This window comes from Chelativorans alearensis, from assembly GCF_010993735.1.
Lineage (GTDB): Bacteria > Pseudomonadota > Alphaproteobacteria > Rhizobiales > Rhizobiaceae > Chelativorans > Chelativorans alearense.
The window spans coordinates 242,740-266,177 of the sequence record NZ_WQNI01000003.1 but is presented as its reverse complement, the minus strand read 5'-3'; the positions used below and the strand labels follow the sequence as shown (position 1 = coordinate 266,177).

The 23,438-nt window shown below is 60.7% G+C and carries 22 protein-coding genes; 7 read left to right on the top strand and 15 right to left on the bottom strand.

Going from position 1 to position 23,438, the window contains the following annotated elements:
* Positions 1-16 precede the first annotated feature (16 nt).
* From trbJ to GPJ75_RS06515, 7 genes are all read right to left on the bottom strand, one after another.
* Complete coding sequence (gene trbJ, locus GPJ75_RS06545; RefSeq protein WP_163266321.1) at positions 17-724, bottom strand: P-type conjugative transfer protein TrbJ; 708 nt, start codon at positions 722-724, stop codon at positions 17-19.
* A complete protein-coding gene (gene trbE, locus GPJ75_RS06540; protein ID WP_163266319.1) occupies positions 721-3,165 on the bottom strand; it encodes a conjugal transfer protein TrbE in 2,445 nt (814 codons plus the stop codon). Before trbE ends, trbJ begins: the two co-directional genes overlap by 4 nt.
* Positions 3,159-3,428, bottom strand: coding sequence for a VirB3 family type IV secretion system protein (locus tag GPJ75_RS06535; RefSeq protein WP_163266317.1), 270 nt, complete (start codon positions 3,426-3,428; stop codon positions 3,159-3,161). The genes trbE and GPJ75_RS06535 overlap by 7 nt, the downstream gene beginning before the upstream one ends.
* Complete coding sequence (locus GPJ75_RS06530; RefSeq protein WP_163266315.1) at positions 3,428-3,736, bottom strand: TrbC/VirB2 family type IV secretion system protein; 309 nt, start codon at positions 3,734-3,736, stop codon at positions 3,428-3,430. Before GPJ75_RS06530 ends, GPJ75_RS06535 begins: the two co-directional genes overlap by 1 nt.
* A gap of 10 nt (positions 3,737-3,746) precedes the next feature.
* Positions 3,747-4,727, bottom strand: coding sequence for a P-type conjugative transfer ATPase TrbB (gene trbB / locus GPJ75_RS06525; protein ID WP_163266313.1), 981 nt, complete (start codon positions 4,725-4,727; stop codon positions 3,747-3,749).
* Complete coding sequence (locus tag GPJ75_RS06520) at positions 4,711-5,124, bottom strand: ribbon-helix-helix protein, CopG family (protein ID WP_163266311.1); 414 nt, start codon at positions 5,122-5,124, stop codon at positions 4,711-4,713. Before GPJ75_RS06520 ends, trbB begins: the two co-directional genes overlap by 17 nt.
* 116 nt (positions 5,125-5,240) lie before the next feature.
* On the bottom strand, positions 5,241-7,271 hold the full coding sequence (locus GPJ75_RS06515; RefSeq protein ID WP_163266309.1) for a conjugal transfer protein TraG: 2,031 nt from the start codon (positions 7,269-7,271) through the stop codon (positions 5,241-5,243).
* Positions 7,272-7,768: 497 nt separating this feature from the next.
* On the opposite strand from GPJ75_RS06515, the gene GPJ75_RS06510 reads away from it, so the two are divergent.
* From GPJ75_RS06510 to GPJ75_RS27145, 3 genes are all read left to right on the top strand, one after another.
* Positions 7,769-9,295, top strand: coding sequence for an FAD/NAD(P)-binding protein (locus tag GPJ75_RS06510; protein WP_163266307.1), 1,527 nt, complete (start codon positions 7,769-7,771; stop codon positions 9,293-9,295).
* Between the two features lie 389 nt (positions 9,296-9,684).
* Positions 9,685-9,831, top strand: coding sequence for a GH32 C-terminal domain-containing protein (locus tag GPJ75_RS27720; protein ID WP_205602475.1), 147 nt, complete (start codon positions 9,685-9,687; stop codon positions 9,829-9,831).
* Positions 9,779-10,273: a M10 family metallopeptidase C-terminal domain-containing protein gene (locus GPJ75_RS27145; RefSeq protein ID WP_205602474.1), complete on the top strand. Its 495-nt coding sequence runs from the start codon at positions 9,779-9,781 to the stop codon at positions 10,271-10,273. Before GPJ75_RS27720 ends, GPJ75_RS27145 begins: the two co-directional genes overlap by 53 nt.
* A 123-nt stretch (positions 10,274-10,396) precedes the next feature.
* Here GPJ75_RS27145 and GPJ75_RS06495 read toward each other — a convergent pair whose 3' ends face one another.
* The 5 genes from GPJ75_RS06495 to GPJ75_RS06475 all read right to left on the bottom strand — a co-directional run bounded on the left by GPJ75_RS06495 (position 10,397) and on the right by GPJ75_RS06475 (position 16,105).
* Complete coding sequence (locus tag GPJ75_RS06495; protein WP_163266303.1) at positions 10,397-11,716, bottom strand: glycoside hydrolase family 32 protein; 1,320 nt, start codon at positions 11,714-11,716, stop codon at positions 10,397-10,399.
* A 9-nt stretch (positions 11,717-11,725) separates the two neighbouring features.
* Entirely contained in the window at positions 11,726-12,565 is an 840-nt protein-coding gene (locus tag GPJ75_RS06490) for a carbohydrate ABC transporter permease (protein WP_163266301.1), read from the bottom strand.
* Positions 12,565-13,452 (bottom strand): carbohydrate ABC transporter permease, encoded by an 888-nt coding sequence (locus GPJ75_RS06485; RefSeq protein ID WP_163266299.1) that lies wholly within the window; start codon positions 13,450-13,452, stop codon positions 12,565-12,567. The genes GPJ75_RS06490 and GPJ75_RS06485 overlap by 1 nt, the downstream gene beginning before the upstream one ends.
* 172 nt (positions 13,453-13,624) lie before the next feature.
* Positions 13,625-14,902 carry a sugar ABC transporter substrate-binding protein gene (locus GPJ75_RS06480; RefSeq protein ID WP_163266297.1) on the bottom strand — a complete coding sequence of 426 codons (1,278 nt, stop codon included), beginning with the start codon at positions 14,900-14,902 and terminating at the stop codon, positions 13,625-13,627.
* 87 nt (positions 14,903-14,989) lie between these two features.
* Positions 14,990-16,105, bottom strand: a complete 1,116-nt coding sequence (locus GPJ75_RS06475) for a LacI family DNA-binding transcriptional regulator (RefSeq protein ID WP_163266295.1) — start codon at positions 16,103-16,105, stop codon at positions 14,990-14,992.
* A gap of 768 nt (positions 16,106-16,873) precedes the next feature.
* Between GPJ75_RS06475 and GPJ75_RS27715 the strand changes: the two genes are divergently transcribed.
* Entirely contained in the window at positions 16,874-17,281 is a 408-nt protein-coding gene (locus GPJ75_RS27715) for an FAD/NAD(P)-binding protein (RefSeq protein WP_163266293.1), read from the top strand.
* A 106-nt stretch (positions 17,282-17,387) separates the two neighbouring features.
* Positions 17,388-18,356, top strand: coding sequence for a helix-turn-helix domain-containing protein (locus GPJ75_RS06465; RefSeq protein WP_163266290.1), 969 nt, complete (start codon positions 17,388-17,390; stop codon positions 18,354-18,356).
* Between the two features lie 175 nt (positions 18,357-18,531).
* Here GPJ75_RS06465 and GPJ75_RS27570 read toward each other — a convergent pair whose 3' ends face one another.
* The 3 genes from GPJ75_RS27570 to GPJ75_RS06455 form a co-directional block, all read right to left on the bottom strand.
* Positions 18,532-18,660 (bottom strand): hypothetical protein, encoded by a 129-nt coding sequence (locus GPJ75_RS27570; RefSeq protein ID WP_281354754.1) that lies wholly within the window; start codon positions 18,658-18,660, stop codon positions 18,532-18,534.
* Between the two features lie 164 nt (positions 18,661-18,824).
* Complete coding sequence (locus GPJ75_RS06460; RefSeq protein WP_163266288.1) at positions 18,825-19,061, bottom strand: hypothetical protein; 237 nt, start codon at positions 19,059-19,061, stop codon at positions 18,825-18,827.
* A 46-nt stretch (positions 19,062-19,107) separates the two neighbouring features.
* Positions 19,108-19,251, bottom strand: coding sequence for a hypothetical protein (locus tag GPJ75_RS06455; protein WP_163266286.1), 144 nt, complete (start codon positions 19,249-19,251; stop codon positions 19,108-19,110).
* A gap of 419 nt (positions 19,252-19,670) precedes the next feature.
* Between GPJ75_RS06455 and GPJ75_RS06450 the strand changes: the two genes are divergently transcribed.
* Both GPJ75_RS06450 and GPJ75_RS06445 read left to right on the top strand, forming a co-directional pair.
* Positions 19,671-21,191 (top strand): FAD/NAD(P)-binding protein, encoded by a 1,521-nt coding sequence (locus GPJ75_RS06450; protein ID WP_163266284.1) that lies wholly within the window; start codon positions 19,671-19,673, stop codon positions 21,189-21,191.
* Between the two features lie 922 nt (positions 21,192-22,113).
* Positions 22,114-23,418, top strand: a complete 1,305-nt coding sequence (locus tag GPJ75_RS06445) for an extracellular solute-binding protein (RefSeq protein WP_163266282.1) — start codon at positions 22,114-22,116, stop codon at positions 23,416-23,418.
* The last annotated feature ends 20 nt before the right edge of the window (positions 23,419-23,438 follow it).

The following is a 23,438-nucleotide window of genomic DNA, read 5'->3' as shown; positions in this document are numbered from 1 at the left end:
GCCTTCTCCCGGATCGTCAGTCCCCCGAATACGCCGTGCCGGAGCCCAGAAAGCGCTGGGTCGTCTCGCGCGCGGCCTCCTCTGTCTGCGCATTGCGTGCCATCTCTTCGGCTTCAGCGCGGTAATGCGCTGCCATCAGCGTCTGGATCTGCATCTGTTGCTTGGCGGTTAGCGCGATGAGTTGGCTTGCGGCCTGTTGCGCCTGCAGCGCACCGGCTGCGCTCTGACTCTGGTTCACGAGATCGGTGATGAGCCCTTCATCGGCGCGCACATTCTCGACGATCTGCGCCTGCACCCGCATGGTCTGGCGAAAGGCGTTCATGGCGCTCTGCCAGCGGTCGCGCGCGGCGGCCGCCATGTCATTCGTGCTCACGGCGGCTTCGTATGAGGCGGGATATTGTTGACGCCACTGATCTTCGAATTGCGTCAGGTTGAAGCTCAAGCCCTCCGCCTGGATCATCAGGCCATCAATGCGGTTGAGCGCCCCCTGGAGTTGTCCGAGCGAAGAGAAATCCAATCGCTGAAGGTTCTTCGCCATGTTCTGCAACATGGTCGCCTGGTTCTGAAGAGACTGGATCTGGTTATCGATCTGCTCCAGCGCGCGGGCCGCCTGAATGACGCTCTGCGCGTAGTTGGAGGCGTCGAATACCGGCCAGGCGGCGTTACCTGCCTGCGGCATAGCGACTAGAAGGGTGACGAATGTCGGGAGGATTACGCGTTTCATGAGGTTTGCTCCTTTTGTATGTCGGGAAACTGACTGATGAGGTCGGCGGCCCAATCGAGGCCGCGCGCAGCAAGGAACCGGGTGGCAAAATCGTGCTGCCCGTGCTTGGCAAGGATGGTGTCGATGAGGGTTTGCGAAACAGGGTCAGAGGCGCCACAAAGCGCCAGGGCGACTGGCCCGAGGCCCAACTCGAACAGCCGATTGCCACGGCGAGACTGGAGATAATAGTGACGCTTGGGCGTGGCGTGGGCGATCAGCTCGATCTGCCGCTCATTGAGGCCGAAGCGCTCATATGCCGAGCGCGCCTGCGGCTCAATGGCCCTGTCGTTGGGCAGGAAAATGCGCTGCGGGCAGCTCTCGATGATGGCCGGTGCAATCGAACTATCGGCCACGTCCGCCAGTGACTGCGTGGCAAAGATCACCGCGACGTTCCGCTTGCGCAGAACCTTTAGCCATTCGCGGATGCGGGCGGCGAAAAGTGGATTGTCGAGGTAGACCCAGGCTTCATCGAGGATAAGCAGAGTCGGCCGCCCATCGAAGCGTTCCTCAAGCCGGTGGAAGAGATAGGTGAGCACCGGCAGGACGACGCCGCTTTCGTGCATCAACTCCTCGGTCTCAAAGCACTGGACGCCCGAAAGCGCCAGCCGGTCGTCAGCCGCATCGAGCAGGCGGCCGAAAGGGCCGTCGAGCGTGTAGGGCTGAAGGGCTGACTTCAGCGGATTGGACTGCAGCAGCACCGACAAACCTGTCAGCGTGCGTTCCTCGGCCGGCGCGGTGGCGAGGTTTGTCAGAGCCGACCAGACGGCTTCCTTCACCTCCGGCGTGACGGCAACCTTCTCGTGAGCGAGCAGTGCGCCGATCCATTCAGCAGCCCAACTTCGCGCGGCGGGACTGTTGATGCCGCGCAGCGGCTGGAAGGCCAGCGATCCGTCGGCGCCGAGTGCGTGATGCTCACCGCCCATGGCCAGTACCGCACCGCGTGCCGAGTTGCCCTTGTCGAAGATATAGACCTGAGAGCCAGCGTAGCGCCGGAACTGGAGCGCGATCAAAGACAGCAGCACCGACTTGCCTGCGCCGGTTGGACCAACGATCAGCATATGGCCGACGTCGCCATCATGGGTGGAGAGCCGGAAAGGCGTCGAGCCCGACGTCTGCGCATAAAGGAGCGGCGGACCGTTGAGATGGGCATTGCTCGGCGGACCGGCCCAGACTGCCGAGAGCGGCATCAGATGGGCAAGGTTCAGGGTATGGACGAGCGGCTGGCGCACATTTGCGTAGACATGCCCCGGCAGACTGCCGAGCCAGGCTTCGACGGCGTTGGCGCTCTCGCGGATACAGGTGAAACCGAGGTCGTTGACAATCCGCTCGACCGCGCGGGCTTTGTCCTCGGCCGTTTGGTGGTCTTCGTCCCAAACGGTGACGGTCGTCGTCAGGTAGCCGAAACCGACATGGTCGCCGCCGAGCGCCTGAAGTGCGGCATCGGCATCCAGCGCCTTGTTGTCGGCATCGCTGTCCACGAGCAATGCCGCCTCGTTGGTCAGCACTTCGCGCAGGATGGTGGTGATCGACTTGCGTTTGGCGAACCATTGCCGTCGCAGGCGGGTGAGTACTTTGGTCGCCGCTGTCTTGTCGAGAGGAATGAAGCGCGTGACCCAGCGATAGGGGAAGTCCTGGTGGTTCAGGGCATCGAGGATGCCGGGCCGGGTGGCGTTTGGAAATCCGAGGACCGAGAGCGTGCGAAGATGCCTATCGCCCAGCATCGGTTCCAGGCCGCCGGCGAGCGGCGTATCCACCAGTACGCCGTCGAGATACATGGGCGTTTCCGGCACGGCGACGGGATGACGTTTCGTCGAGATCGCCCCGTGCAGGAAGGCCAGAGTCTCAGCGTCATCTAGCGCGCGGATATCGGGCAGGAAGCCGGACAATAGATCCAGCACCCGCTCGGTCTCATCTTGGAACTGACCAAACTCCCGCCTCCAATCACGAGCGCCCCCTTCACCCTGCCGGTCGCGTTCAAGAAGCGCATTTTCCGTGCGCGCCTGCGTATCCGGAGGCGGCATATAAAGAAGAGTGATGTGATAGCGGCTTTCAAAATGCCGACCCTGGCGCCCCTCTTCAAAAGCAGCCCGGCGCTCCTCATCGACCAGCCAGGAGGCAGGGTCGGGAAACGGCGAATGCGGGTAATGCTGCGCTTCAAGCCGCTCCGCCTCGAAGAACAGCGCCCAGCCGGAGCCAAGGCGCTTCAGCGCATTGTTGGCCCGCGCGCAAAGGCTAACGAGTTCGGCTCCCGTAACGCTTTCGAGGTCGGGGCCATGAAAACGAAAGCTGCGTTGTAAACTCCCGTCCTTGTTGAGGACGACACCCGGCGCTACCAGCGCCGCCCAGGGAAGGTGGTCGGCGAGCCGGTCGGCCTTGTTGCGGTATTCGGAGAGGTTCAGCATTGCCACCATCCCCGTTGACGCAGATGGCGGGCGAACACAGGCGGGAAGTTTGGATCACGCCTAGCGGCGAAGACGCTGAGTGTGTGCCCGGCGACGAACAGAACGATGCCGGCAATCCACTGCTGGAGGCCGAGACCGATCGTCGCCGCCAGCGTCCCGTTAAGGATGGCGACGGCGCGCGGCGCGCCGCCCAACAGGATCGGCTCGGTCAGCGCGCGATGGACGGGAATCTCGAAACCCGCAATATTCTGTTGAGAGTCCATCAAACGAGTGCCCCGCCACCGAAGGAGAAGAAGGAGAGGAAGAAGTTCGACGCGGCGAAGGCGATGGAGAGGCCGAACACGATCTGGATCAGCCTGCGGAAACCGCCCGAGGTTTCGCCGAACGCGAGCGTCAGACCTGTCACGATGATGATGATGACCGCGACGATCTTGGCCACCGGACCTTGAACGGACTCCAGGATTCGCTGGAGCGGTTCTTCCCACGGCATGCCGGAACCGGCGGCAAAGGCCGGCGCCGTGAGCAGAAACGGAAGTGCGTTGGCCGACAGAAGTCCAAGCTTCTTGCGCATGGGATGTCCTTCACAGTTGTTGCAGTTCCGGGAGGGAAAGCGCGGTGACGGTGTAATCGCCGTTGCTGTCGAGATCGGCGATTTGGGCGATGGTCTCGATGCACCGGTAGGAGCCGCGCCCGGAGATGAAAACGACAAGGTCGATGGCCTCGGCAATCAGCTGGCGCGGGATGACGGTGACGCCCTCCTGCACGAGTTGCTCTATGCGATAGAGCGCCGAGCGAGCGGAGTTGGCATGCACAGTGGCGATACCGCCGGGATGGCCGGTGTTCCAGGCTTTGAGCATGTCGAGGGCTTCGGCGCCTCGGACCTCGCCGACGACGATACGGTCAGGGCGCAGACGAAGCGTAGAGCGGACGAGATCGGCCAAAGAAACGACGCCCGGCCGTGTGCGCAGTGCAACGCAATCCTTCGCCGCACACTGCAGTTCGCGCGTGTCCTCGATGAGGATCACGCGCTCGTCGCAGTCTGCGATATCGGCCAGGAGTGCGTTGGCGAGCGTTGTCTTGCCCGAGGACGTGCCGCCCGCCACGAGGATGTTGCGGCGCTCGCGTACGGCGTTGCGGAGAGCGTCGGCCTGTGTCGGCGCCATGATCCGGTCGCGGACATAATCGTCGAGGGTGTAGATTTTCGTGGCCGGCTTGCGGATGGAAAAGCATGGCGCCGTCGCCACCGGCGGCAGCACGCCCTCGAAACGCTCGCCGCCCAAGCCTTCCGGGCCGACGGGCAGTTCGGCGCTGACGATGGGATTGTTTGCATGCACCTCGACGCGCACATGGGAAGCCACAAGGCGGACAATCCGCTCGGCCTCCGTGGGGCGGATGCGCAGACCTGTGTCGTCCCGCCCCTCGCCCAAGCGATCGATCCAGAGCCTGCCGTCCGGGTTGACCATCACCTCGATGACGGCGGCATCGGAAAGAGCCTCGGCGATTGCCGATCCCATGGCGGTGCGCAGCATGGCGCGGCGTCGCTCCTCAGATACGCTGTTCATCTGTCTCTCCTTCGCCCTTGGTGCCGAGCGAACGCTTGCGGCCCGCGACCTGGCGCCCCACCTGTTCGACGAATTTCTCGTAGCGCGCATGCGCGACCGCTTGCGTGGCTTTGTCCGGGATCGGCGTGTGCGCGTTAAAGGTGAGGTAGAGCCGGACGAAAGAGGCGAGACTCTCGATCAGGATATCGACATCACGGCGGATGAGATTGTTTCCATCCGAGAGCCGGTCGAGACGGATTCTCAACGACTCATCGAGCGCATGGGCCCCGCGATAGCGGATATAGTGACGGATGGCGTCGCGCATGATGGCGGTTTTGGAGACGCCAGGCTTGGCCGCCAGCGCATTGAGTTCGGCGCTCGTCTCGTCGTCGATGGAAACAGTGTGTCGCGGCTTCATGAATTCTTGCCCTGACGATCATGTGGAAGTCAGGACAAGGATCGCCGGAAGCGCCGGAATCTCTTACAGCCTTTATGTACGACGGAATGCGCTCACATACGGATGGTCGCGCGGGATCAGAATCCTTCGAGGAGATCCTTGTCCCGACCCATTGCCTCGTTGACGCTATATATGCGCCCCGGCTTTGACAGTCGCTCTAGGGCGCGCTTGTCGGGAGCCTTGTCGGAATCCTCACTGATGAGCCCGGCCAAGTCAGCCTGTTCCGGCGCTGCCGTTTTCCCGACCTCTTCCTCCGGCAGGCCAGGATGGCGCTCCTTCTGGTGCCCCCCTTCCTCCTCGGCGACTACACCGTGCCTGTGGCTGTCCTCATCGGGCGGCATCAGGCGGGTGTCGGTGTCGCGCACCTGTCCACGCCAATCATCGGGCCGCGCTGTGGGCTTGTCGTCGAAAACCTCCTCGGAAAGCGAAAGAATGCGTCGCGTGAAGTTGTGATCTTCGTAATAGCGCAGCTTCTTCGCCCGGATCGGCGCAAGACCGGAGACCAACACTAGCTCGTCTACAGGCGGCAGTTGCATGACCTCGCCGGGCGTGAGCAGCGGCCGGGCGGTTTCCTGTCGACTGACCATCACGTGCGACAGCCAAGGCGCCAGCCGGTGACCGGCATAGTTGCGTTGGGCGCGAAGCTCTGTGGCTGTGCCCAGAGCGTCGGAAATGCGTTTGGCCGTGCGCTCATCGTTCGACGAAAAAGCAATTCGCACGTGGCAATTATCGAGGATGGCATTGTTCTCGCCATATGCCTTGGAAATCTGGTTCAGGGATTGGGCGATCAGATAGGCCCGGATGCCATATCCGGCCATGAAGGCGAGCGCAGTCTCGAAGAAATCAAGTCGCCCCAGCGCCGGGAACTCATCCAACATCATCAGCAGCTGGTACTTGTGGGTCTTCTTAGGGTCGCCCTCCAGCCGCTCGGTCAACCTGCGGCCGATCTGGTTCAGCAGCAGCCGTACCAGCGGCTTGGTTCGGGAAATGTCGGAAGGGGGAATGACCAGATAGAGTGAGACGGGATGTTCGGCCTCCATCAGGTCGGCGATCCTCCAGTCGCAGGCCGATGTGGTCGCCGCCACCGTCGGGTCGCGGTAAATCCCCAGAAATGACATGGCAGTGGAGAGCACGCCTGAGCGCTCGTTTTCGGACTTGTTCAGCACCTCGCGCGCGGCCGATGCGACCACTGGATGGGACTTAGGGCTTTCGTTTGTTCCGAGATGATTGGTCGCCATCATCCGTTGCAGCGTGTGAGCGAACGTGCGCTGCGGGTCGGACAGGAAGCTGGCCACGCGGGAAAGGGTCTTCTCCTCCTCCGCGTAGAGCACGTGCAGGATGGCACCCACGAGCAGCGCGTGACTGGTTTTCTCCCAGTGGTTCCGCCGCTCCAGCGCGCCCTCCGGATCGACCAGGATGTCGGCGATGTTCTGAACGTCGCGCACCTCGGCTGGGCCTTTGCGGACTTCCAAAAGAGGATTGTAGCGGGCAGATCTCGGATCTGTGGGATTGAAAAGCAGGCAGTGCGAGAACTTCGAACGCCAGCCGGCGGTGAGCTGCCAGTTCTCGCCCTTGATGTCGTGGATCACCGCCGAGCCGGTCCAGGACAGCAGCGTTGGCACCACGAGCCCCACGCCCTTGCCGCTGCGGGTCGGCGCGAAGGCCATTACGTGCTCCGGCCCGTCATGGCGGAGATAGTCGTCGCCGACCCTGCCGAGGAACACCCCCGCCGGGCGGAACAGCCCGGCCCTGCGGATCTCGCGCGGCGTGGCCCAACGCGAGGAGCCATAGGTGGTGACCGGCCCGCTTTGCCGCGCCCGCCACAGCGAACCGGTGATCGCTGCAGCGCAACCCATGATGCTGCTGGCGGCGGCCAGCATGCCAGCCTTCTTGAACACCTCCGGCGCATAAGCCTCATAGAAGTACCACCACTCGAATAGCTTCCACGGGTCATAGACCGGCCAGCCGAACAGCACGAACCAGGGCGCACCGAGTTGCGCCTGGTACCCCAACATATCCGCGCACCACTGCGTCGCCGCCCATACGCCGAGGACGACGATAGCGAACACAACAGCGATCTGGCCGATCAGGAGTTTGGTCGGGGTCATGGGCGTTGTTTCCGTTGGTCAAGACAAACGAAAACAAGCATCGCGCGAAACGTTGGAAACGCTTATGGCCGTTACGTACGATGCGCTACGATGACGACCCCTTGTTGTCTGAAATTTAGAAGACAACTGGAGCACGCAGAAGAAGTGGGAGTGAGCCTCGGCAAAAACGGCGAAGAAGTTCGGTGGAGCGAAGTGGTGGCTTGCGACACGCCGACAGACCGATCAATTGATTCCCCGGCGGGCCGTGTCAATAATACTATAGCTTTTTGGAATTAGCTGTTGCTTGCACAACTTCCTAACAAAGGAAGCAGCATCCTGAAATACCGCACTGCCGGCTTGTGCCAACCTGACGCAATCGAACTATCCGGTGTTTGAGCGGCTGTCGCTTTGAACGTTGGGTGGCTCAGCCGGTCTGGGGAGATCGGTTGTTGGGAATAGGGAGACATAGCGCGAGTACGGCTTGACCATCGGGAGGTTGTCCAACCGAGGGGTCATCGATGCACGATGCTGCTGCGCTGTCGATTGCAGTTATTGGAGGCGGACCAACGGCCGTCGCCTTGCTAGAAAGCCTTATCCACTCACGTGATGCCGTGGACTCTGACGTGAGGCTGGACGTCACCGTTTTCGATCCATCGCCACATCCCTGGTGCGGCCAGAACTTCGCCCCCGACCGGCCTGAGGCAGTAACCAATGCCTATACGACCGATATGTCTGTGCGTCACTGGGAGCCGGCGCACATCGACGCGTGGTTCGAGGCGAGCCCCAATGCAAAGTTCGCGGGCTGCAATTTTGCGCCGCGCGGGCTAGTTGGCAAATATTTCGAGGACTCAGCGCGCCAGGCGGTTTCGCGTTTGTCTGCCTTTGCGTTCGTTTCCGAACAGGTCACCACAGTTAGAGTCGCCGACAATAGCGTTCGTATAGAAACGAAGACATCCTCCCACTCCTTCGACCATGTCGTTCTGGCCATGTGGCGTGGCGAGAAATTCGACCCCTACCGTCTAATTGGACAGGCGAAGTTCTGCGCCGAACCTTATCCGCTTGCGCAATCGCTGAAAGGGATCGACCCCGACGAAGATATAGGGATTCTGGGCTGCGGACTGACTGCAATCGATCTTACGATGGCATTGAAGGCCGACGGGCACCGCGGGCGTATCACACTGCTCTCACGGCGTGGTCTCCTACCCGCAGTACGACCGTCTCCATTGAAGTACGAACTTCAACATTTCACGGTAGCAAACATCGAACGCTTAGCCGCTGACCGGGCGACAATATCATTGCAGGACGTCGTGGACCTCATATTCAGGGAACTGGATCATGCCGGCGCATCCAGACAAGCTCTCGTCGATGAGCTATTCCCGACACGCTACGGTCTGGACCGCCTACGGCGGCACTCGAACAACGAGGACGGGCAGATCGCTTATGCCATCGCGATCAAAATGCTGTCGCCCCTTCAGGACGCATGGTATCTGCTCAACCCTGCAGACAAAGCCGCTGCCGCTGAGTTTCGACATATTTTCAATAGCTTGTGCTGCCCAATGTCCAAGCAACGGGCCATCGATATGCTTGAGCTTGCCGATTCAGGGCGATTGAACGTCGTTCGGGGACTGCAATCGGTCACAAAGGATTCACACGAGCATTTCGTGGCTACAACGACGGACAATCAGTCTTATCGGTTCGACAGGATGTTCTCCGCAATCTCAGAGGCATCCGAGGCAAGTGGGGTTCATCCGATGGCCGGATCGATCCTTGACGGGCTCGGGAAATCCGGGGACGCGCGCATGCACGCCTTCAGCGGCATCGATGTTGACCGCAACACCAGCCGGGTCCTCGATACATATGGCCGGCCGCAGAGTAGACTCTACGCAGTGGGCATGATGACGATTGGGGCGTTTCATGTGGTGAATGGGTATTTCCTCCTTAGGAGGCGTACTGGCGATATTGCCGACGCCATACTCAAGCACCACCGAGAGAGGCATGATCGCAGATCAAGCCACCGCGCGGGAGCTGCAATAGAGCCCGCCTAGGCGAGCGCCTTGAACTGAACCATCACATTGGTTTCACCTGCCAGTGTGAAACTGCAGGGAAATCCATGAGGGAGTGCTTATCGTTCGATCTGGCGTCGCGCCGGCCGTGTACCGACCGACGCGACGCCAGGGACATTTGTGTCAGAGACGATCGAGCGCAAGCAGCCTCTTGTCGCCGAGCCAAGTATGGGCGAACGCAGCCGTGGCTTGCGAAGGATTCCAATCCCCAGCTGCGATCTGCGCGTCGAGCAGTACGCGGTCGTAGACTTGGAGGAGGAGGCGAGGCTGGACAAGCAGCGGGATGTTGACGACAGTGGAAAAATGCCGATCTCGACAACGCTCCCTCCAGGAAGCTCAATCTGGGGATCCTTCCATCCGCCCGCCCCTTTTTGGCTCTCCATGCCGCGCCGCTCGAGTTCACGCTAGAGGGCGAGATCAAGCTCCATATCTTCGTCGATGCGGCGTCAGTCGAGCTATTCGTCAATGACGGCCGCGCACGATCACCGACCAGATATTCCCCGATCCGAAGAGCATAGGTGTCGAGCTATTCGCAGTGGGTGGGACTGTTGTGCTGGATCTCGACGTTGGAAGCTCTCGACCGAGGACACGGCCGCGCAGGCGCCGCGCAGCTATGAAGGCAACGACGTTCTGACGCCGTGGGCGGAGGCCAAGGGTGCGCTGCGCTTCGACGGCCGCGGCGGCAATGACGTGATATCCGCCGGCGGCGGTGCGCTCGACCGCGTTTTGGGCAGCGCGGGTGCCGACGTCTTCCTCTTCGCCGCGAAGACGAAGGATGGCCTCCGCGATCGCACATGGATCGACGATTTCGGGATCGGCACCGACGCGATCGACCTGGGCGGAGCCGAGTTCGTCTACGACAAGAGCCATTTCGGGTCTTTAATCCTCACTCTCGACGGTGACGGCGACCAGATCATTCTGACCGGTATCGCGCATTACGACGACTGGCTATTCCTTTGACTGCGAAAGTGCGGCCGGCTCTGCTCGGCCGCACAACGCAGCGATTTGTGGCTGTTCGTGTGCGCGATGTATCTCGAGCGAACGCGGTCCAGCGTCGCCCGTATCACGGTCTAGCTAGACGGTTCATCGTTTCATGGAATCGACGCGCGCCTCGGCTTCCGGATCGGCCGGGAAGAAGAGATTGGTGATCCAGACGAGACCATCGGCGGCGCCAAGTTCGACAAGACCACGATCGATAAAGACCGTGATGTCCAGCGCACCGCGTTCGGGCCAGGCAAAATCGACCGCGTAGTCATGCGCGAACTGATCCATTCCAGGGACGGCCGCGCGCATTGTGCGGAGCGCGCCGCGGCGAATTGTGGTACGCCTTACAATGAAATGCGGCTGATCTTCACCGAAGAGTGTGATGGTCAGTTCCTCACCAACTGTGAGAGTGACTATGTGGTCGAAGCGGCCGGTGCCGCGGCGGTCCGTAGCGCCGAAAGCCTGCCGTGCGGCCAGTGGCGCGTGGGCGGCGACCCGCAGGCCATCCGGACTCTCGACCAGCCGCAGTTCACGCGGCAGGGACATGATGCCGCGGAAGGCCTCCGTCGGGGTCTGTCTGGCATAGAGCCAGTTGCTCGCCCATGCCATGACAGTGGGCTTATCGGTGCCGCCGCGTTCGAAGAAGGTCTGCGCAGCGTAGTAGTCGCGGCCATAGTCGAGCCAGAGTTCGGTTTCGGGCAGGTTGGCGTTGCCAAACGCCATACCGTCGAACTGGCCCAGAAAGTATTGCGTGCCCGACCCCGGAGCATAGCTGCCGGTGTTGAGGCCGACGAGAAGCACCCAGACGGTGTCGCCGTTCGGCGCGGTCAATGGCACCAGGTCGGGACATTCCCAGGGGCCGCAGCCGTGGCGTCCGTGACCATCGCCGAAGCTGGAAAGATACGTCCAGCTCTTGAGATCGGTGGAGCCGTAAAAGCCGATCGATTGGCCTTCCGCGATCAGCATGACCCAGCGCCCGGTCGGTTCATGCCAGATGACCTTGGGATCACGAAAGACGACGAGACCGGGATTGGCGACGACAGGGTTTGCCGGCTCCACGGCATAGGACCTCAGTGAGCGGTCCGCATGGACGAGGCACTGCACCTGATGGTCTTCGCCTTCCGGAGTATGACTGTGGGCCGTGTAGAACAGCTTGATTTCACCGTCCGCGGCTTCAACCGCGCTGCCGGAATAGCAGGTGCCAAGTTCGGTAGGGTGCAGTGCCACGGGCTGCTCAGCCCAGTGCACGAGATCCGTGCTGCTGGCATGACCCCAGTGCATCGGGCCGTGGCTGATGCTGTTCGGATCATGCTGGAAGAACAGGTGCCAGACGCCATCGACGCGGATCAAGCCATTCGGGTCGTTCATCCAGCCGGCGCAAGGCGAGAAGTGCAGATTGGGACGGTATTTCTCGGTCATCGTGTTGGCTTAACCCTTGACGCCCGAACTCATCACCGAGGCGATGAACTGGCGCTGGAGAATGAGGAAGAAGAGGATGACGGGGATGGCCATGGATACGGCAAAGGCCATGATGTTGCCCCAGGCGGCCTGGTTGGTGCCGAAGTAGGCGGACATGGCGACCGAAAGCGGACGGTATTCGGGGCCACGGGTCACCATGACGGGCCAGAGATAAGCGTTCCAGATTTCGAGAAACTGCAGCACCGCGATTGCCGAGATCACCGGCTTTGAGAGCGGCATGGCCACATACCTGTAGATCTGGAAAAAGGAGAATCCATCAATGTGGGCCGCCTCGATCAGCTCTTTAGGCAGCCGCGAAAAGAACTGGAAAAAGAGAAAGATCGACATGGCGTTGGCAACACCCGGCATGATCTGCACCTCGTAGCTGTCAACGATCCCGGCCCAGCCCGCCATCATCAGTTGTGGCAGCACCAGGCTCTCGCCGGGCACGGCCAAGGTTGCAAGGATTAGGATCATCACCGGCTTGCGGATGGGTAGCGTACCCTGCGCCAATACGAAGGCGGCCATCGAGTTGAACAGGATCGAGAGTGCCAGCGTGGAGAAAGTGATGAGCGCGGTGTTGGCGAGGTAACGGACGAACGGGTGCACCGGGTCAGTCCATACCTCGATATAGTTCTGGGGCGAAAATACCTGAGGGATGAAGGAGCGGACCGACCCCATGGAGACCATGATGTCCTGCTCGTTGGGATTGAGGCTGATGGTGAGGGTCATCATCAGCGGCAAGAGCACGCCCATCGCCAGGACAACGGCAAACAGCGATGGCAGTACGGCATCACGGGGAATGCGCATTATGCTTCTCCCTCGTTCTTGAAAACACGGCGCTGGAAGAGCGCTATGGCAGTGACCGCGAGGAAGAAGAAGACAGCGACGGCGGAGGCGTAGCCAACCTTCTGGTTCGCGTAGCCCTGCTTGAAGAGATAGTGGATGATGGTCGTCGTGGCACCATTGGGGCCGCCCTTGGTCAGGATGTCGACCTGGGTGAAGAGCTTGAGCGCACCTACGGTGGTGATGATGAGCAGGAAGACGTTGACGTTGCGCAAGCCCGGCCAGGTGACGTAGCGGAAACGGTGCCAGGCTTTGGCCCCATCGAGCTTGGCGGCTTCGTAGAGATCCTGCGGAATTTCCTGCAAGCCGGCGAGATAGATCAACATCTGATAGGGGAAAGTCGCCCAGGCTGAGAGCGCCACGATCGAGAGCATGGCAACGGAAGGATTGCCAAGAAAATCGACATAGTTCCCTTGCCCGGCGAACCACTGATAGACGGCATTGAACGGGCCAGAGGGGATGCGGAACAGCACCGCCCAGATGGAGACAATGACCGTCATCGGAAGCAACAGGGGCAGGATGGCCACCGAGCGGAAAAAGCCGCGGAAGGGAACGGCTGAATTGAGGATCAGCGCGGCACCGAGGGACATGGACAGTTGAACCGGCGTCACGATCACCGCGAAGAACACGGTGTTCCAGATCGCCTGCCAGAACAGCGGATCGGCAAACATGCGCGCGTAATTGGTGGTGCCGATGAACTTGGTCGGGATCGGGCGCGGCACCAGTCGCTGATCGGTAAAGGAGAACCAGACCGAGAGCAGGAACGGGCCAATGATGAGCGCGGTAATGAAGATCAGCGCGGGGAGCAGCATCGCCCATTCCTGGGTCCGTTGCCTTGTCCTGATTCCCATGGATTTCTCCCCCGGCCATTCCTGGCCTAACTCAATCGCGGCTACCGGCACTTGAACGGAGGACCGAGGAGGTGGTGGCGTTGAGAGCCGCTGTACTCCCTCTCGATTCCTCTGCACAAGCGACTGAGGAGCCGGTTGGCCAGCGCCAAGACGAGGTCTGCGCTAGCGCCGATTACTGCCCGAAGGGCGGATAACCGTCGTTGTCGGCGATATCCTGGTCGATAGTCTGCGCCGCGCGGTCGAGCTCGGTCTCTACGTCGACATCGCCCGAGAGGATGTTGACCACAGCCGTTGCCCAGGCATTGGTGATGACCGGATAGGCCGGGTGCACAGGACGGACCACGCCGCAGCATTCGGCCAGCTTTGCGAAGATTTCGCCGGCGCCGCCTTCACCATAGATTTTTGACAGGGGAATAGCCGAGGCGCGGGACGGGACATAGCCGGTGATATCGGCATAGGCCGCGACCTGTTCGCCGGACATAGCGTAGTTGAGGAACACCTTGATATCTTCGAGATTGGTCGAGGAGGCCGGGACCGCCCAGCCCCAGCTGCCATTGGCCGAGATTGGACCGGCTTCACCGAAGGCCGGCGGCGGGATCAGAACGAGATCGTCGCCCAGGCCCTCGCGGTGGGCAGGCCACATCCAGTTGCCGACCCAGGAGAGAGCCGCGGTCTTTTCGCCGTAGAACTTGTTGTCGCCGGCACTGGCGGGAACGATCCAGCCGTTCTTGTTCCAGTTCTGCAGTTCGGTCAGTGTTTCGATATTGGACCTGGAGTTGATGGTGCCGTCGGCAATCCAGGTTTCGCGATCGATGATGTCGCCGCCGTTGGATTGGGCAAAGGGCGCAAAGCCATAGGTCATCCACTCGCCGGCGCCATAGTTCATCTTGACGTCGAGCGGCCACTCGACTTCGGGCAACGCGGCAAGCTTCTCCAGCGCATCGCTCATTTCCTCGCGAGTCCATGCGTCCTCGACGGAAGTCGGGATCCGCACGCCCGCCTTTTCGAGCAGCGCCGTGTTGCCCCACAAGATGGTGCCGGAATCGTAGGGGCTGACGAAATAGAGCTGCTGGTCCGGGCCGTAGGTGCCCTGCGCCTTAACGGCAGGCAAAAGGTCCTTGAGGATTTCCGGATTGAGAATGTCGCCGATCGGCTGGATGGTTCCTGCCCAGGCGGCGGACGCCATGTTGGGGCCATCGAGCATGATCACGTCCGGCAGATCGCCCGACAGGGTCGCGGCCTGGATGGCCTCGTTGTAGCTTGGGATCGGCACCACATCGACGGTGATTCCCTCGGTGCCGTATTTGGCGTTGAAGGTCTCTTCGAGTTGGGTGAAATAGGGCTTTTCACTATCGCCATCGATGACCCAGGCCGTGAGTTGGCCTGCCGAGGCGTGCGGGGACGTCATGCAGACAGCCAGAGCCACCCCAGCATAAAGGGCATGCTTCATTTTTGTCTCCTCCTCCGAAAACGTTGTCCTATGACAATGTGAGGCATTAGCTAGCCATGATTGTCTCACGTTGTCAAAAACAGACCTCTAGGCATTGGGATTGCTGCCCGTCCGATGAGTTGCAAGCGTGTGGAAGGGTTGAAGCGACCCGCGCTCTATGAATTTTCCGGGGAGCCGCACCGTCTCTGGCGCGGGAGGCGGATTGATGGCGGCGAGCATCGCCGCGCGCCCCATCTCGTAATAGGGCAGTTCCATCGTGGAGAGCCCCGGCTTTAAGAGGCTGGCGATCGGTTCGCGATTGTCGAAGCTGGCGACAGCAACATGCTGACCGACCTTAAGACGAAGCTCGGACAGGACGAAGTAGACGTCCATTGCAAGAATGTCCTGGCCGCAGATGAGCACGTCTGGCCGGCTTTCGGGGGATACCGACATCAGCTCCGGGACGATCCTGTCGGCGATGAACTGCGGCTGGCCGTGATGCTCGCGTCCGACCACGACCTCATGAATACGGCCAGTCATGTCGAGACCGCGATTGCGCGCCGCATCGGTGATGCCGGCGGCGCGCAGCCCCGAAGCGACAATCGCCCGGTTCAGATTGAGAAAAGCCGGGCGCCGATACCCCCGGTCGAGTACTTCGTCCATAAGCGTTGCCGCGAGCTGGTAATCGTCCGGCACGATCGCATGCTGGCCGCCTCCGGGGTCAAAGCAGTTGAGCAGCACCCGAGGGACGGCCGAAGGCGGCAGTTCGACCGGTTGGTGATAGACCGCCGCATAGACGACTGCTTCCGCACGGAATGCGGCGAGCTGCGCATCGGCCAGGTCCTGGCTCGGTGTCCCACGCTCGATATTGAACAGCATCATCTGCTTACCGCACTCCCAAGCCGCATCCTGGGCTCCGCGCACGAGATCGATTGAGGAGGCCGATGTGGCGACCTGGTCCGCCAGGAAGCCGATGATGTTGCTGCGCTGCGAACGCATCATGCGGGCCGCCTGGGAGGGTTCGTACCCCAGCTCAGCGACAATGGCCTCGATCCGCGCCCGCGTCTTGGCGTTGACCAGCGGATCGCGATTGATGACGCGCGACACCGTCTTGAGCGAGGTCTTAGCGCGCCGGGCAATTTCACGTTGCGTCGTCATGCTGATGATTGGCTCGCGTTGGACATTTAGTAACGCGTTGGTGGCACACCTGCCGGCCGGCTGCAACTCCGAGGTGATAGTCCCGGCCAGTTCCGCAGAAATGCCGGCCGGTGGTGGCCGCGATCGAGAACGTCGCTCCAGCTAGTACGCGAGGCGATAGTTGTCCGGCACAATGGCGTGATGCCGGCCGGGGTCGAAGCAGTTTGCGGCACGACGTTGAACAGCATCATCTTCTTGCCGGTTTTCCGGGAGGCATCCTGGGCGTCTCGGACAAGCTCGATCGAGGAGGAAATGGGCTGTTACGCGGTCGGAAAGGAGCGTCGATGACGCTGCTCTTCTGCTTCCGCGTCTGCGGGCAGCCTAAGGGGGCGGGTGGTCGGGCTTCAACCCGCATGTCTCCCCCTTCATCGGCGGGACGTGATTGGCGACCCGCGATGCAGATTTGAGCGATATCCGGGCACGTTTGCCATCATCCGTTGCGTACTCAACCACGCCTTCGGCTTGTTCGTCTCCGACATTATCGGCCAATCTGCTGGCCGAACAATCTTCGCCGCCTGAGATTGACAACGTAGGACAACATGAGCAGAATTCACAGATGACATCGTGCGACAATGTACGGGAATGTTATTGTTTTCCGGAGGGGAGACTGCGCATCCAAGGCAGAAGGCGGCGTTGTTCTACGTGAAGAAAACGAACTATCCGGTGTTTGAGCGTCTGTCGCTTTGAACGTTGGGTGGCTCAGCCGGTCTGGGGAGACCGGCTGTTGGGAATAGGGGAAACATTGCGCGAGTGCGGCTCGACCATCGGGTGGCTGTCCAACCGAAGGGGTCATCAATGCACGATACTGCTGCGCTGTCGATTGCCGTTATTGGAGCCGGCCCGACGGCCGTCGCCTTGCTGGAAAGCCTCATCCGTTCGCGTGGCCCTGGCGTGTCTCTGGACGTGACCGTCTTCGATCCAACACCGCATCCCTGGTGCGGCCACAGCTTCGCCCCCGACCGCCCCGAGGCTCTTACGAATACCTATACGAGCGACATGTCGGCGCCTCATTGGCAGCCAGAGCATGGAGGTCTTTGGCTCAAGGCAACCGGCAACGCAGAATTCGCAGGCAACAAATTCGCGCCGCGTTCGATCATTGGCCGGTATTTCAAGGACTCTGCCCAGGAGAAGCGAGATCGTAGACCAAGACACACTGCGCAGAAGCCGCCATTGAGAACACCTAGGACGGCGGCGTCCCGATAGCGTTTTCGAGTACTCGTTGAAGTCGAGGGTCAGGGTGCGCTGCCAGCCCTCGGCGCGATCACAAGCAGAATGCGTTTGGCCAACGCGCCTTGGGGGGACAACTGGAATGGAACAGAAGGTGGGTGGCTTGAATCGTCACAACCCCAAGCCTGATCAGCGCACCGATTCACATATTCTCGACGTTATTCCCGAAAGCGCCGGTCCGCGCTTGGCAACGGCGGGGGGTGGGGCGATCTATTCCGTCCGCGAGCCGGGATCACAAGCATTTCTGACCGAAAGCCACTTTGTGGAGGTCATGCTTGCCCCAGCGCTGAGGAACCGGATGGCGTTAGGCAGCGACAAGATGCAAGAATACGATGCGCCGGTCGGAGCAACCGTCATCTATCCGGCGAATGTCGAAGGTCGCGCCATCTGGTCGTCCACCAAGGAAAGCGTGATTGTCGCTCTCAGGCCCGAGCGCCTGGGCGAATTGGCGGCCCGTGAGCTTGATGCCGACCATGTAGCGCTTCAGCCGCCGGCCTTCGGAACCGTCGATCTCAAGGCGTTGCACATCGCCCAATTGCTGAAGATGGAGCTGCTGCGGCAAGAGACGGCAAGCGAGCTTTATGCCGACTCCCTGGTTACGCTCTTCGGCATCCATCTGCTTAGAACCTGTTCGGGAGTGAACAGGCTGCCCGCAAAGGCGAATGGCGGTCTCTGTGCTTCGAGTGCGCGCAGAGTGCAGGAGTTCCTGAACGAAAATCTCTCCCGCAAACTGTCCATAGCGGAGCTTGCTGCGATCTGCGGCCTTTCGCCATTCCACTTCATTCGGGCATTCGCCAAGACATTTGGACAGACGCCGCATCGGTACCTCCTCGTCCTGCGACTGGCCTTCGCTGAAAAACTGCTTGTCGAAGGCAACACGGCAATCGCGGATATCGCCTATCTCAGCGGATTTTCAAGCCAGAGCCACCTGACGGCCGCGATGAAGAAATACCGGCATGCGACGCCGGCTGAGATTAGGTCTAGTAGACAGGATCAATCAAGGTTTTCAAGAGTCGGCAGAGGGAATCGGCAGCTCGCCCAACGCCGATAGGTGTAGCGGCTTGAGATTATCCACGCTGGGCTTGAGACCATCGTGATTTTTGGCTCACATTATTTGAGACCATAAGTTCGTTTCGGCTCACTTTGAATGAGAATGGGATCAGATTATTTGAGACGGGCTCACATTGCTGAAACTAGGCGCAAAGATGTGAGAATGATAGCCGTTCTCATAGCGCCAGCCCTGCCATGCGCATCTGGTCGGCGAGTTCGCGGGTGCGACCCGCATCAAGCTGTCCGTCGAGGAAACGGCGGATTTCGGTGGGTTTGGCGTGGAACTGGTCGGACAACACCTTCACGGAATAGCCCTGCCGCGTGAGCCTTGGCTCGAGATCGTTGAAATCGGGCGCAAGCGTCGAGGCAACGATCTCCGAAGTGATTGGCTTGTCACCCAGCCGGAAACCTTCCTCGAAGGCTCGATTGAGAGGTTCGGCAAACTGGAGCGGCGTGCTCAGACGGCTCGCTAAAGATCCAGTGCGGCAGGTTCGATCAAGGTATCGATGTTGGCATCCTCGACGGCACAGGCTTTCAGCAGCCAGTCGAGATAGGCCCGTGCTTCTTCGCCAAGCCTATCGAAAGAAAGGACATCGGTGCGGTGACCGATCTCTTCCATGATGGGGCGTCGCAGGTCGTTGCGCAGTTTCGGATGGCCGACAAGCACGACGGACCACTTCCCGCCACGGCGGGCGATGACTTCCATTAGCCGTTTCAGCCCGTTCAGCGTCTTGCCGTGCAGATCGTGTGCCTCACCGACGAAAAGAGTAACGGGCTTGTTTCCGCGCCGCGACCAGCTTTTGCAACTCCCGCTCTCGCTTTTCGCCCTGGGTGGGGACTTTTGGCTCCTTCTTTCGCGAGAGGTCGCAGAACAGGGCGGCGATCAGCGTCGGCACCGTGGTGCGCGCCTTGTCGACCGACAGGCTCTCGGCGACGATGACCTTCTTTTTCGTTGGCGATCTCGTCCTGAAGGCGGTGCAGGAAGACGGTTTTCCCGACGCCGACCGGGCCGGTTATGGCAATCAATAGGCTGTTCAATTGCGGCGCAATAGCGAGCGGATCGTGGCAAAAATACTACAACTTTTTGGATAACTCGCCGCTTCCTGCAACTTTCTGACATAGACAGCAATATCCTGAGATACCGCACCGCCGGTTTGTGCCCACCTGACGCAAGCGAACTATCCGGTGTTTGAGCGTCTTTTGCTTTGAACGTTGGGTGGCTCAGCCGGTCTGGGGAGACCGGCGGTTGGGATTGGGGGAGACATAGCGCAAGTACGATCGACCATCGGGTGGCTGTCCAACCGAGGGGTCATCAATGCAGGATGCTGCTGCGCTGTCGATTGCCGTTATTGGAGCCGGCCCGACGGCCGTCGCCTTGCTGGAGAGCCTTATCCGTTCGCGTGACATCATCGGCCCCGATGTATCGCTGGACGTGACCGTCTTCGATCCATCGCCGCATCCCTGGTGTGGCCACAGCTTCGCCCCCGACCGCCCCGAGGCTCTTACGAACACCTACACGAACACAATGTCTGTGCGTCATTGGCAGCCGGAGCATGCGGGTCTTTGGCTTACGGCGAACGGCAACGCAGAATTCGCAGGCAACAAATTCGCTCCACGTTCGATCATTGGCCAGTATTTCAAGGACTCTGCTCAGCTGGCGGCTTCCAGACTGGAAGGCTTCGCATTCATTCGCGAGCGGGTCACGAGCTTGACGGTGATCGATGATCGCGTTCACCTGTACACGCAGAACGGGGGCCATAGTTTCGATTACGCAGTCTTGTCCGTGGGCCGTTCAGACAAGTTCGATCCCTACGGATTGGAGGGGCAGGAGAACTTCTGCATCAGATCCTATCCCTTGACGGATGCCCTGACCGGCGTGGACCCCGACGAACACATAGGGATCATCGGCACCGGACTGACCGCGGTTGATTTGGTCATGGCCTTGAAGGCCGACAAGCATCGCGGGAGAATTACGCTTCTCTCCAGAAACGGTCTGCTACCCGCGGTGCGCCCTCCGTCGTTCAAGTACGAACTGCAGCGTTTCACGGTAAAGGCAATCGAGGATAGAGCCGCGGCGAAGGGCGGGGTTTCTTTGGAGGACCTCGTACATCTCGTCCACGAGGAACTCGACCACGCTTGCGTGTCCCCGGAACCTCTCACGGAAGAAATCTTCCCAAATCGATACGGGATCGATCGGCTGCGGCATCAATTGATGCATATCGATGATGACACAAAGGCCTATTCGATTTTGATCAAGACACTCCTGGTCCTTCAGGACGCATGGTATTTCCTTAACCCGGTCGACAAAGCGCGCGCGGCTGGCTTTCGGCACATTTACTGCAGTCTATGCTGTCCCATGCCGCGACACCGTGCTGCGGGCCTACTCGGCCTCGCCGACGCGGGCCAACTTGACGTTGTCCGTGGCGTAAGCTCGATGGCCAAGGATGCGGGCGGTCAATTCGTCGCTGTCGCAGAGAACCATCCACCGCTCCACTTCGACAGAGTTTTCTCCGCCGGTTCCAGTGGAAACGCCCCCGACCCCGTGGCTGTCCCGCTGGTCGACAGCCTCCTGCAGTCCGGACAGGCACGTGCCCATCCCTTCGGAGGCCTCGACATTGAACGCACGACCAGTCGGCTCTTGGATGCCAACAGCCGTCCGCAGCCGCGCCTCTATGCCGTGGGCACAATGACGAGCGGGGCGTTTCAAGTTTTGAATGGGTACCCCGTACTTAGGCTGCGCACGGGCCATATTGCCGAGGCCATGCTCAAGCACGGCGAGGAGAGCCGTGATCGCAGACCAACACACCGCGCGGGAGCCGTGATAGAAAATGCTTAGGTCCGCGTGCCGCACCGCTTCCAATGAGAGCCAGCGGTGGCACCTGCTCTTACCCGGGATCGATAACTCTGCCGGTTTCCGTTATCGCGGTGATCTACGGCAAGGAAGAAGCGCCATGAACGGCAGCAAATGGCGGAGGAACCAGACGTTCGCGCGGCGAGACCCATTTCGGGAATACTACGTCGAGCGTCTTCTGCGAGTCCGAAATAAGCCTGCATTTTTCGAACGCCGATATATTGACGGTGCTACCAAACATTATGAGCAGGCACCTGACTCAGTTGTTCCTGTTTTCCACGCCTTCGCAGAACCTCGATCCGTGGCAATGGACCGCTTCAGTATTGAACGACAAGCCGCACGGGCTCTACTGCCCCCGCCCGCTTCCTATTGAGGATCTCGCCACTAGGCGACCAGATCACGATGCGGGCTCGCAGACAATTCCACGGTCAGCTTGATGGGCTGCTGTCGGAAAGCGGGCCATAATCTATGGCACGCTACTGACACGCACCTTCTGCCAAAATATATTTATATCAAACGCTTGCGACGCTTTGCTACTTTTTGCCGTGTTTCTCTCCGACTTCGTCGGCGTTGCCAACGTCCCGAAGACGTGGCCGCGTAAATCTCGGCCGAAGGCTGGGAGGAAGATTGGCGGGTCATGCGCTTGCCAGGCAGGATCAACTCGCAAAAGGCGCTCGTCGCGGACGACGGCGCGTGAATTGTTCCGCCCTCTCCGGCAAGTTCGGGACCAGCAGTTCCCGCCCTTCTCTGCATAAAAATGCGACCTGTAACGTTGCAGGTTGAAAAGTCTGTGGCATACTGGCTCCCTAACCTATCCAGTGCGGTACCGTCCTAGACCGCTGCGCTGGGGTGGGAGGCGAGCGCGATCCGGCGGGCTGGCCGGAAGGCATCAACAGGGAGGAGTCCGATGAAAAAAAAGTTTCTGTCCGCATTCCTGGCTGGCACCATATTGACCGGGCTGGCTGCCGGTGCTGCCGCGCAGCAACTCGTGACCACGGATCGGGTGGGAAGTCCCGATGCGCCGAACGTGCTTACAATGCGGGCGAACCCGACCCAGTCGCCCAACAGTCCCAGCGCGGAACAGAAGGCCACATTCGAAAAGGTGTGGCAAAGCTTCGCCGAGGCCCATCCCGACTGGCAGGTCCAGTTCGAGTTCTTCGGCCAGGACATTGGCAGCGAGCACGCCCGGCTGCTTGAGCAGGCGCGCGCCGGACGCGCCCCCGATTGTGTCACCGTCGACTCGTTCCAACTCGCGCTGTTCATCAAGAATGGCGTCCTGCAGCCGTTGGACGACTTCTTCAGCCAAGAGGAGATCGATGATCTCTTCCCCTTCATCCGCGACGGCATCACCGGCTCGGACGGCCACATCTACGCCTGGTGGTGGGGCACCGATCTGCGCGTGCTCTACCGCAACACCGAGATCGTGGCGGACACGCCTGAGACCTGGGAGGAATTGCAAAATGCAGCGCTCGAAGCCGCAGAGTCGGGTGTTGAGGGCGTGCTGTTCAACGGCGGGCGCTGGGAAGGCACCACCTTCGACTGGCTTGCCAATTTCTGGGCCCAGGGCGGCTCGCTGGTCGATGAAGACGGCAAGCCGATCTTCGGCGAGGGCGAGAACCGCGAGAAGATGCTGAGGGCCATGGACTATTTCAAGGGCCTGGTCGACAGCGGGGCTGCGCCCAGGCGGGTGGCCACCATCAAGGATTACAACGACTTCAACGCCGCCGCGATCGCGGGAAGCGCCGCAATGTTCTTCGGTGGGCACTGGCAGCATTTCCAGTTGCAGGAGGCGATGCCCGAGGAGGCGTTTGCCAAATGGGATGTCTCGGAGCTTCCCGGCCCGACAGCGGGCGAGCGCGCCACCGGCACGGGCGGCTGGACGGTTGCCGCCTTCACGGACGATCCAGCCAAAGTCGAGATGTGCGCGAACCTCATGCGCGAGGTCTATATGGGGCCGGCCAACGAGGTGATCGGGGATCTTCCGACACGCGAGAGCCTGTTCGCCGAGCTGCCGAAGTTCCAGGATCCGTATTTCGACAAGCTCAAGGACTATCTGGTCAACGGTCGCGCCCGCCCCGGCGTGCCGATCTATCCGGAAATCTCCAATCAGATTCAGATCACGATGGGTGAGGTGCTGTCGGGTACCAAGGAGCCCGAAGCCGCGCTCGATGGCGCATGGAACCGCGTGATGGAGGCCTACACAAAGATGTAGTCTGCTTGACGTCGATCCCG

Bases quoted from the DNA above. Each gene is read 5' to 3' on its own strand.
- trbJ (WP_163266321.1), bottom strand. From the start codon at position 724: ATGAAACGCGTAATCCTCCCGACATTCGTCACCCTTCTAGTCGCTATG.
- trbE (WP_163266319.1), bottom strand. From the start codon at position 3,165: ATGCTGAACCTCTCCGAATACCGCAACAAGGCCGACCGGCTCGCCGAC.
- GPJ75_RS06535 (WP_163266317.1), bottom strand. From the start codon at position 3,428: ATGGACTCTCAACAGAATATTGCGGGTTTCGAGATTCCCGTCCATCGC.
- GPJ75_RS06530 (WP_163266315.1), bottom strand. From the start codon at position 3,736: ATGCGCAAGAAGCTTGGACTTCTGTCGGCCAACGCACTTCCGTTTCTG.
- trbB (WP_163266313.1), bottom strand. From the start codon at position 4,727: ATGAACAGCGTATCTGAGGAGCGACGCCGCGCCATGCTGCGCACCGCC.
- GPJ75_RS06520 (WP_163266311.1), bottom strand. From the start codon at position 5,124: ATGAAGCCGCGACACACTGTTTCCATCGACGACGAGACGAGCGCCGAA.
- GPJ75_RS06515 (WP_163266309.1), bottom strand. From the start codon at position 7,271: ATGACCCCGACCAAACTCCTGATCGGCCAGATCGCTGTTGTGTTCGCT.
- GPJ75_RS06510 (WP_163266307.1), top strand. From the start codon at position 7,769: ATGCACGATGCTGCTGCGCTGTCGATTGCAGTTATTGGAGGCGGACCA.
- GPJ75_RS27145 (WP_205602474.1), top strand. From the start codon at position 9,779: ATGACGGCCGCGCACGATCACCGACCAGATATTCCCCGATCCGAAGAG.
- GPJ75_RS06495 (WP_163266303.1), bottom strand. From the start codon at position 11,716: ATGACCGAGAAATACCGTCCCAATCTGCACTTCTCGCCTTGCGCCGGC.
- GPJ75_RS06490 (WP_163266301.1), bottom strand. From the start codon at position 12,565: ATGCGCATTCCCCGTGATGCCGTACTGCCATCGCTGTTTGCCGTTGTC.
- GPJ75_RS06485 (WP_163266299.1), bottom strand. From the start codon at position 13,452: ATGGGAATCAGGACAAGGCAACGGACCCAGGAATGGGCGATGCTGCTC.
- GPJ75_RS06480 (WP_163266297.1), bottom strand. From the start codon at position 14,902: ATGAAGCATGCCCTTTATGCTGGGGTGGCTCTGGCTGTCTGCATGACG.
- GPJ75_RS27715 (WP_163266293.1), top strand. From the start codon at position 16,874: ATGCACGATACTGCTGCGCTGTCGATTGCCGTTATTGGAGCCGGCCCG.
- GPJ75_RS06465 (WP_163266290.1), top strand. From the start codon at position 17,388: ATGGAACAGAAGGTGGGTGGCTTGAATCGTCACAACCCCAAGCCTGAT.
- GPJ75_RS06460 (WP_163266288.1), bottom strand. From the start codon at position 19,061: ATGGAAGTCATCGCCCGCCGTGGCGGGAAGTGGTCCGTCGTGCTTGTC.
- GPJ75_RS06450 (WP_163266284.1), top strand. From the start codon at position 19,671: ATGCAGGATGCTGCTGCGCTGTCGATTGCCGTTATTGGAGCCGGCCCG.
- GPJ75_RS06445 (WP_163266282.1), top strand. From the start codon at position 22,114: ATGAAAAAAAAGTTTCTGTCCGCATTCCTGGCTGGCACCATATTGACC.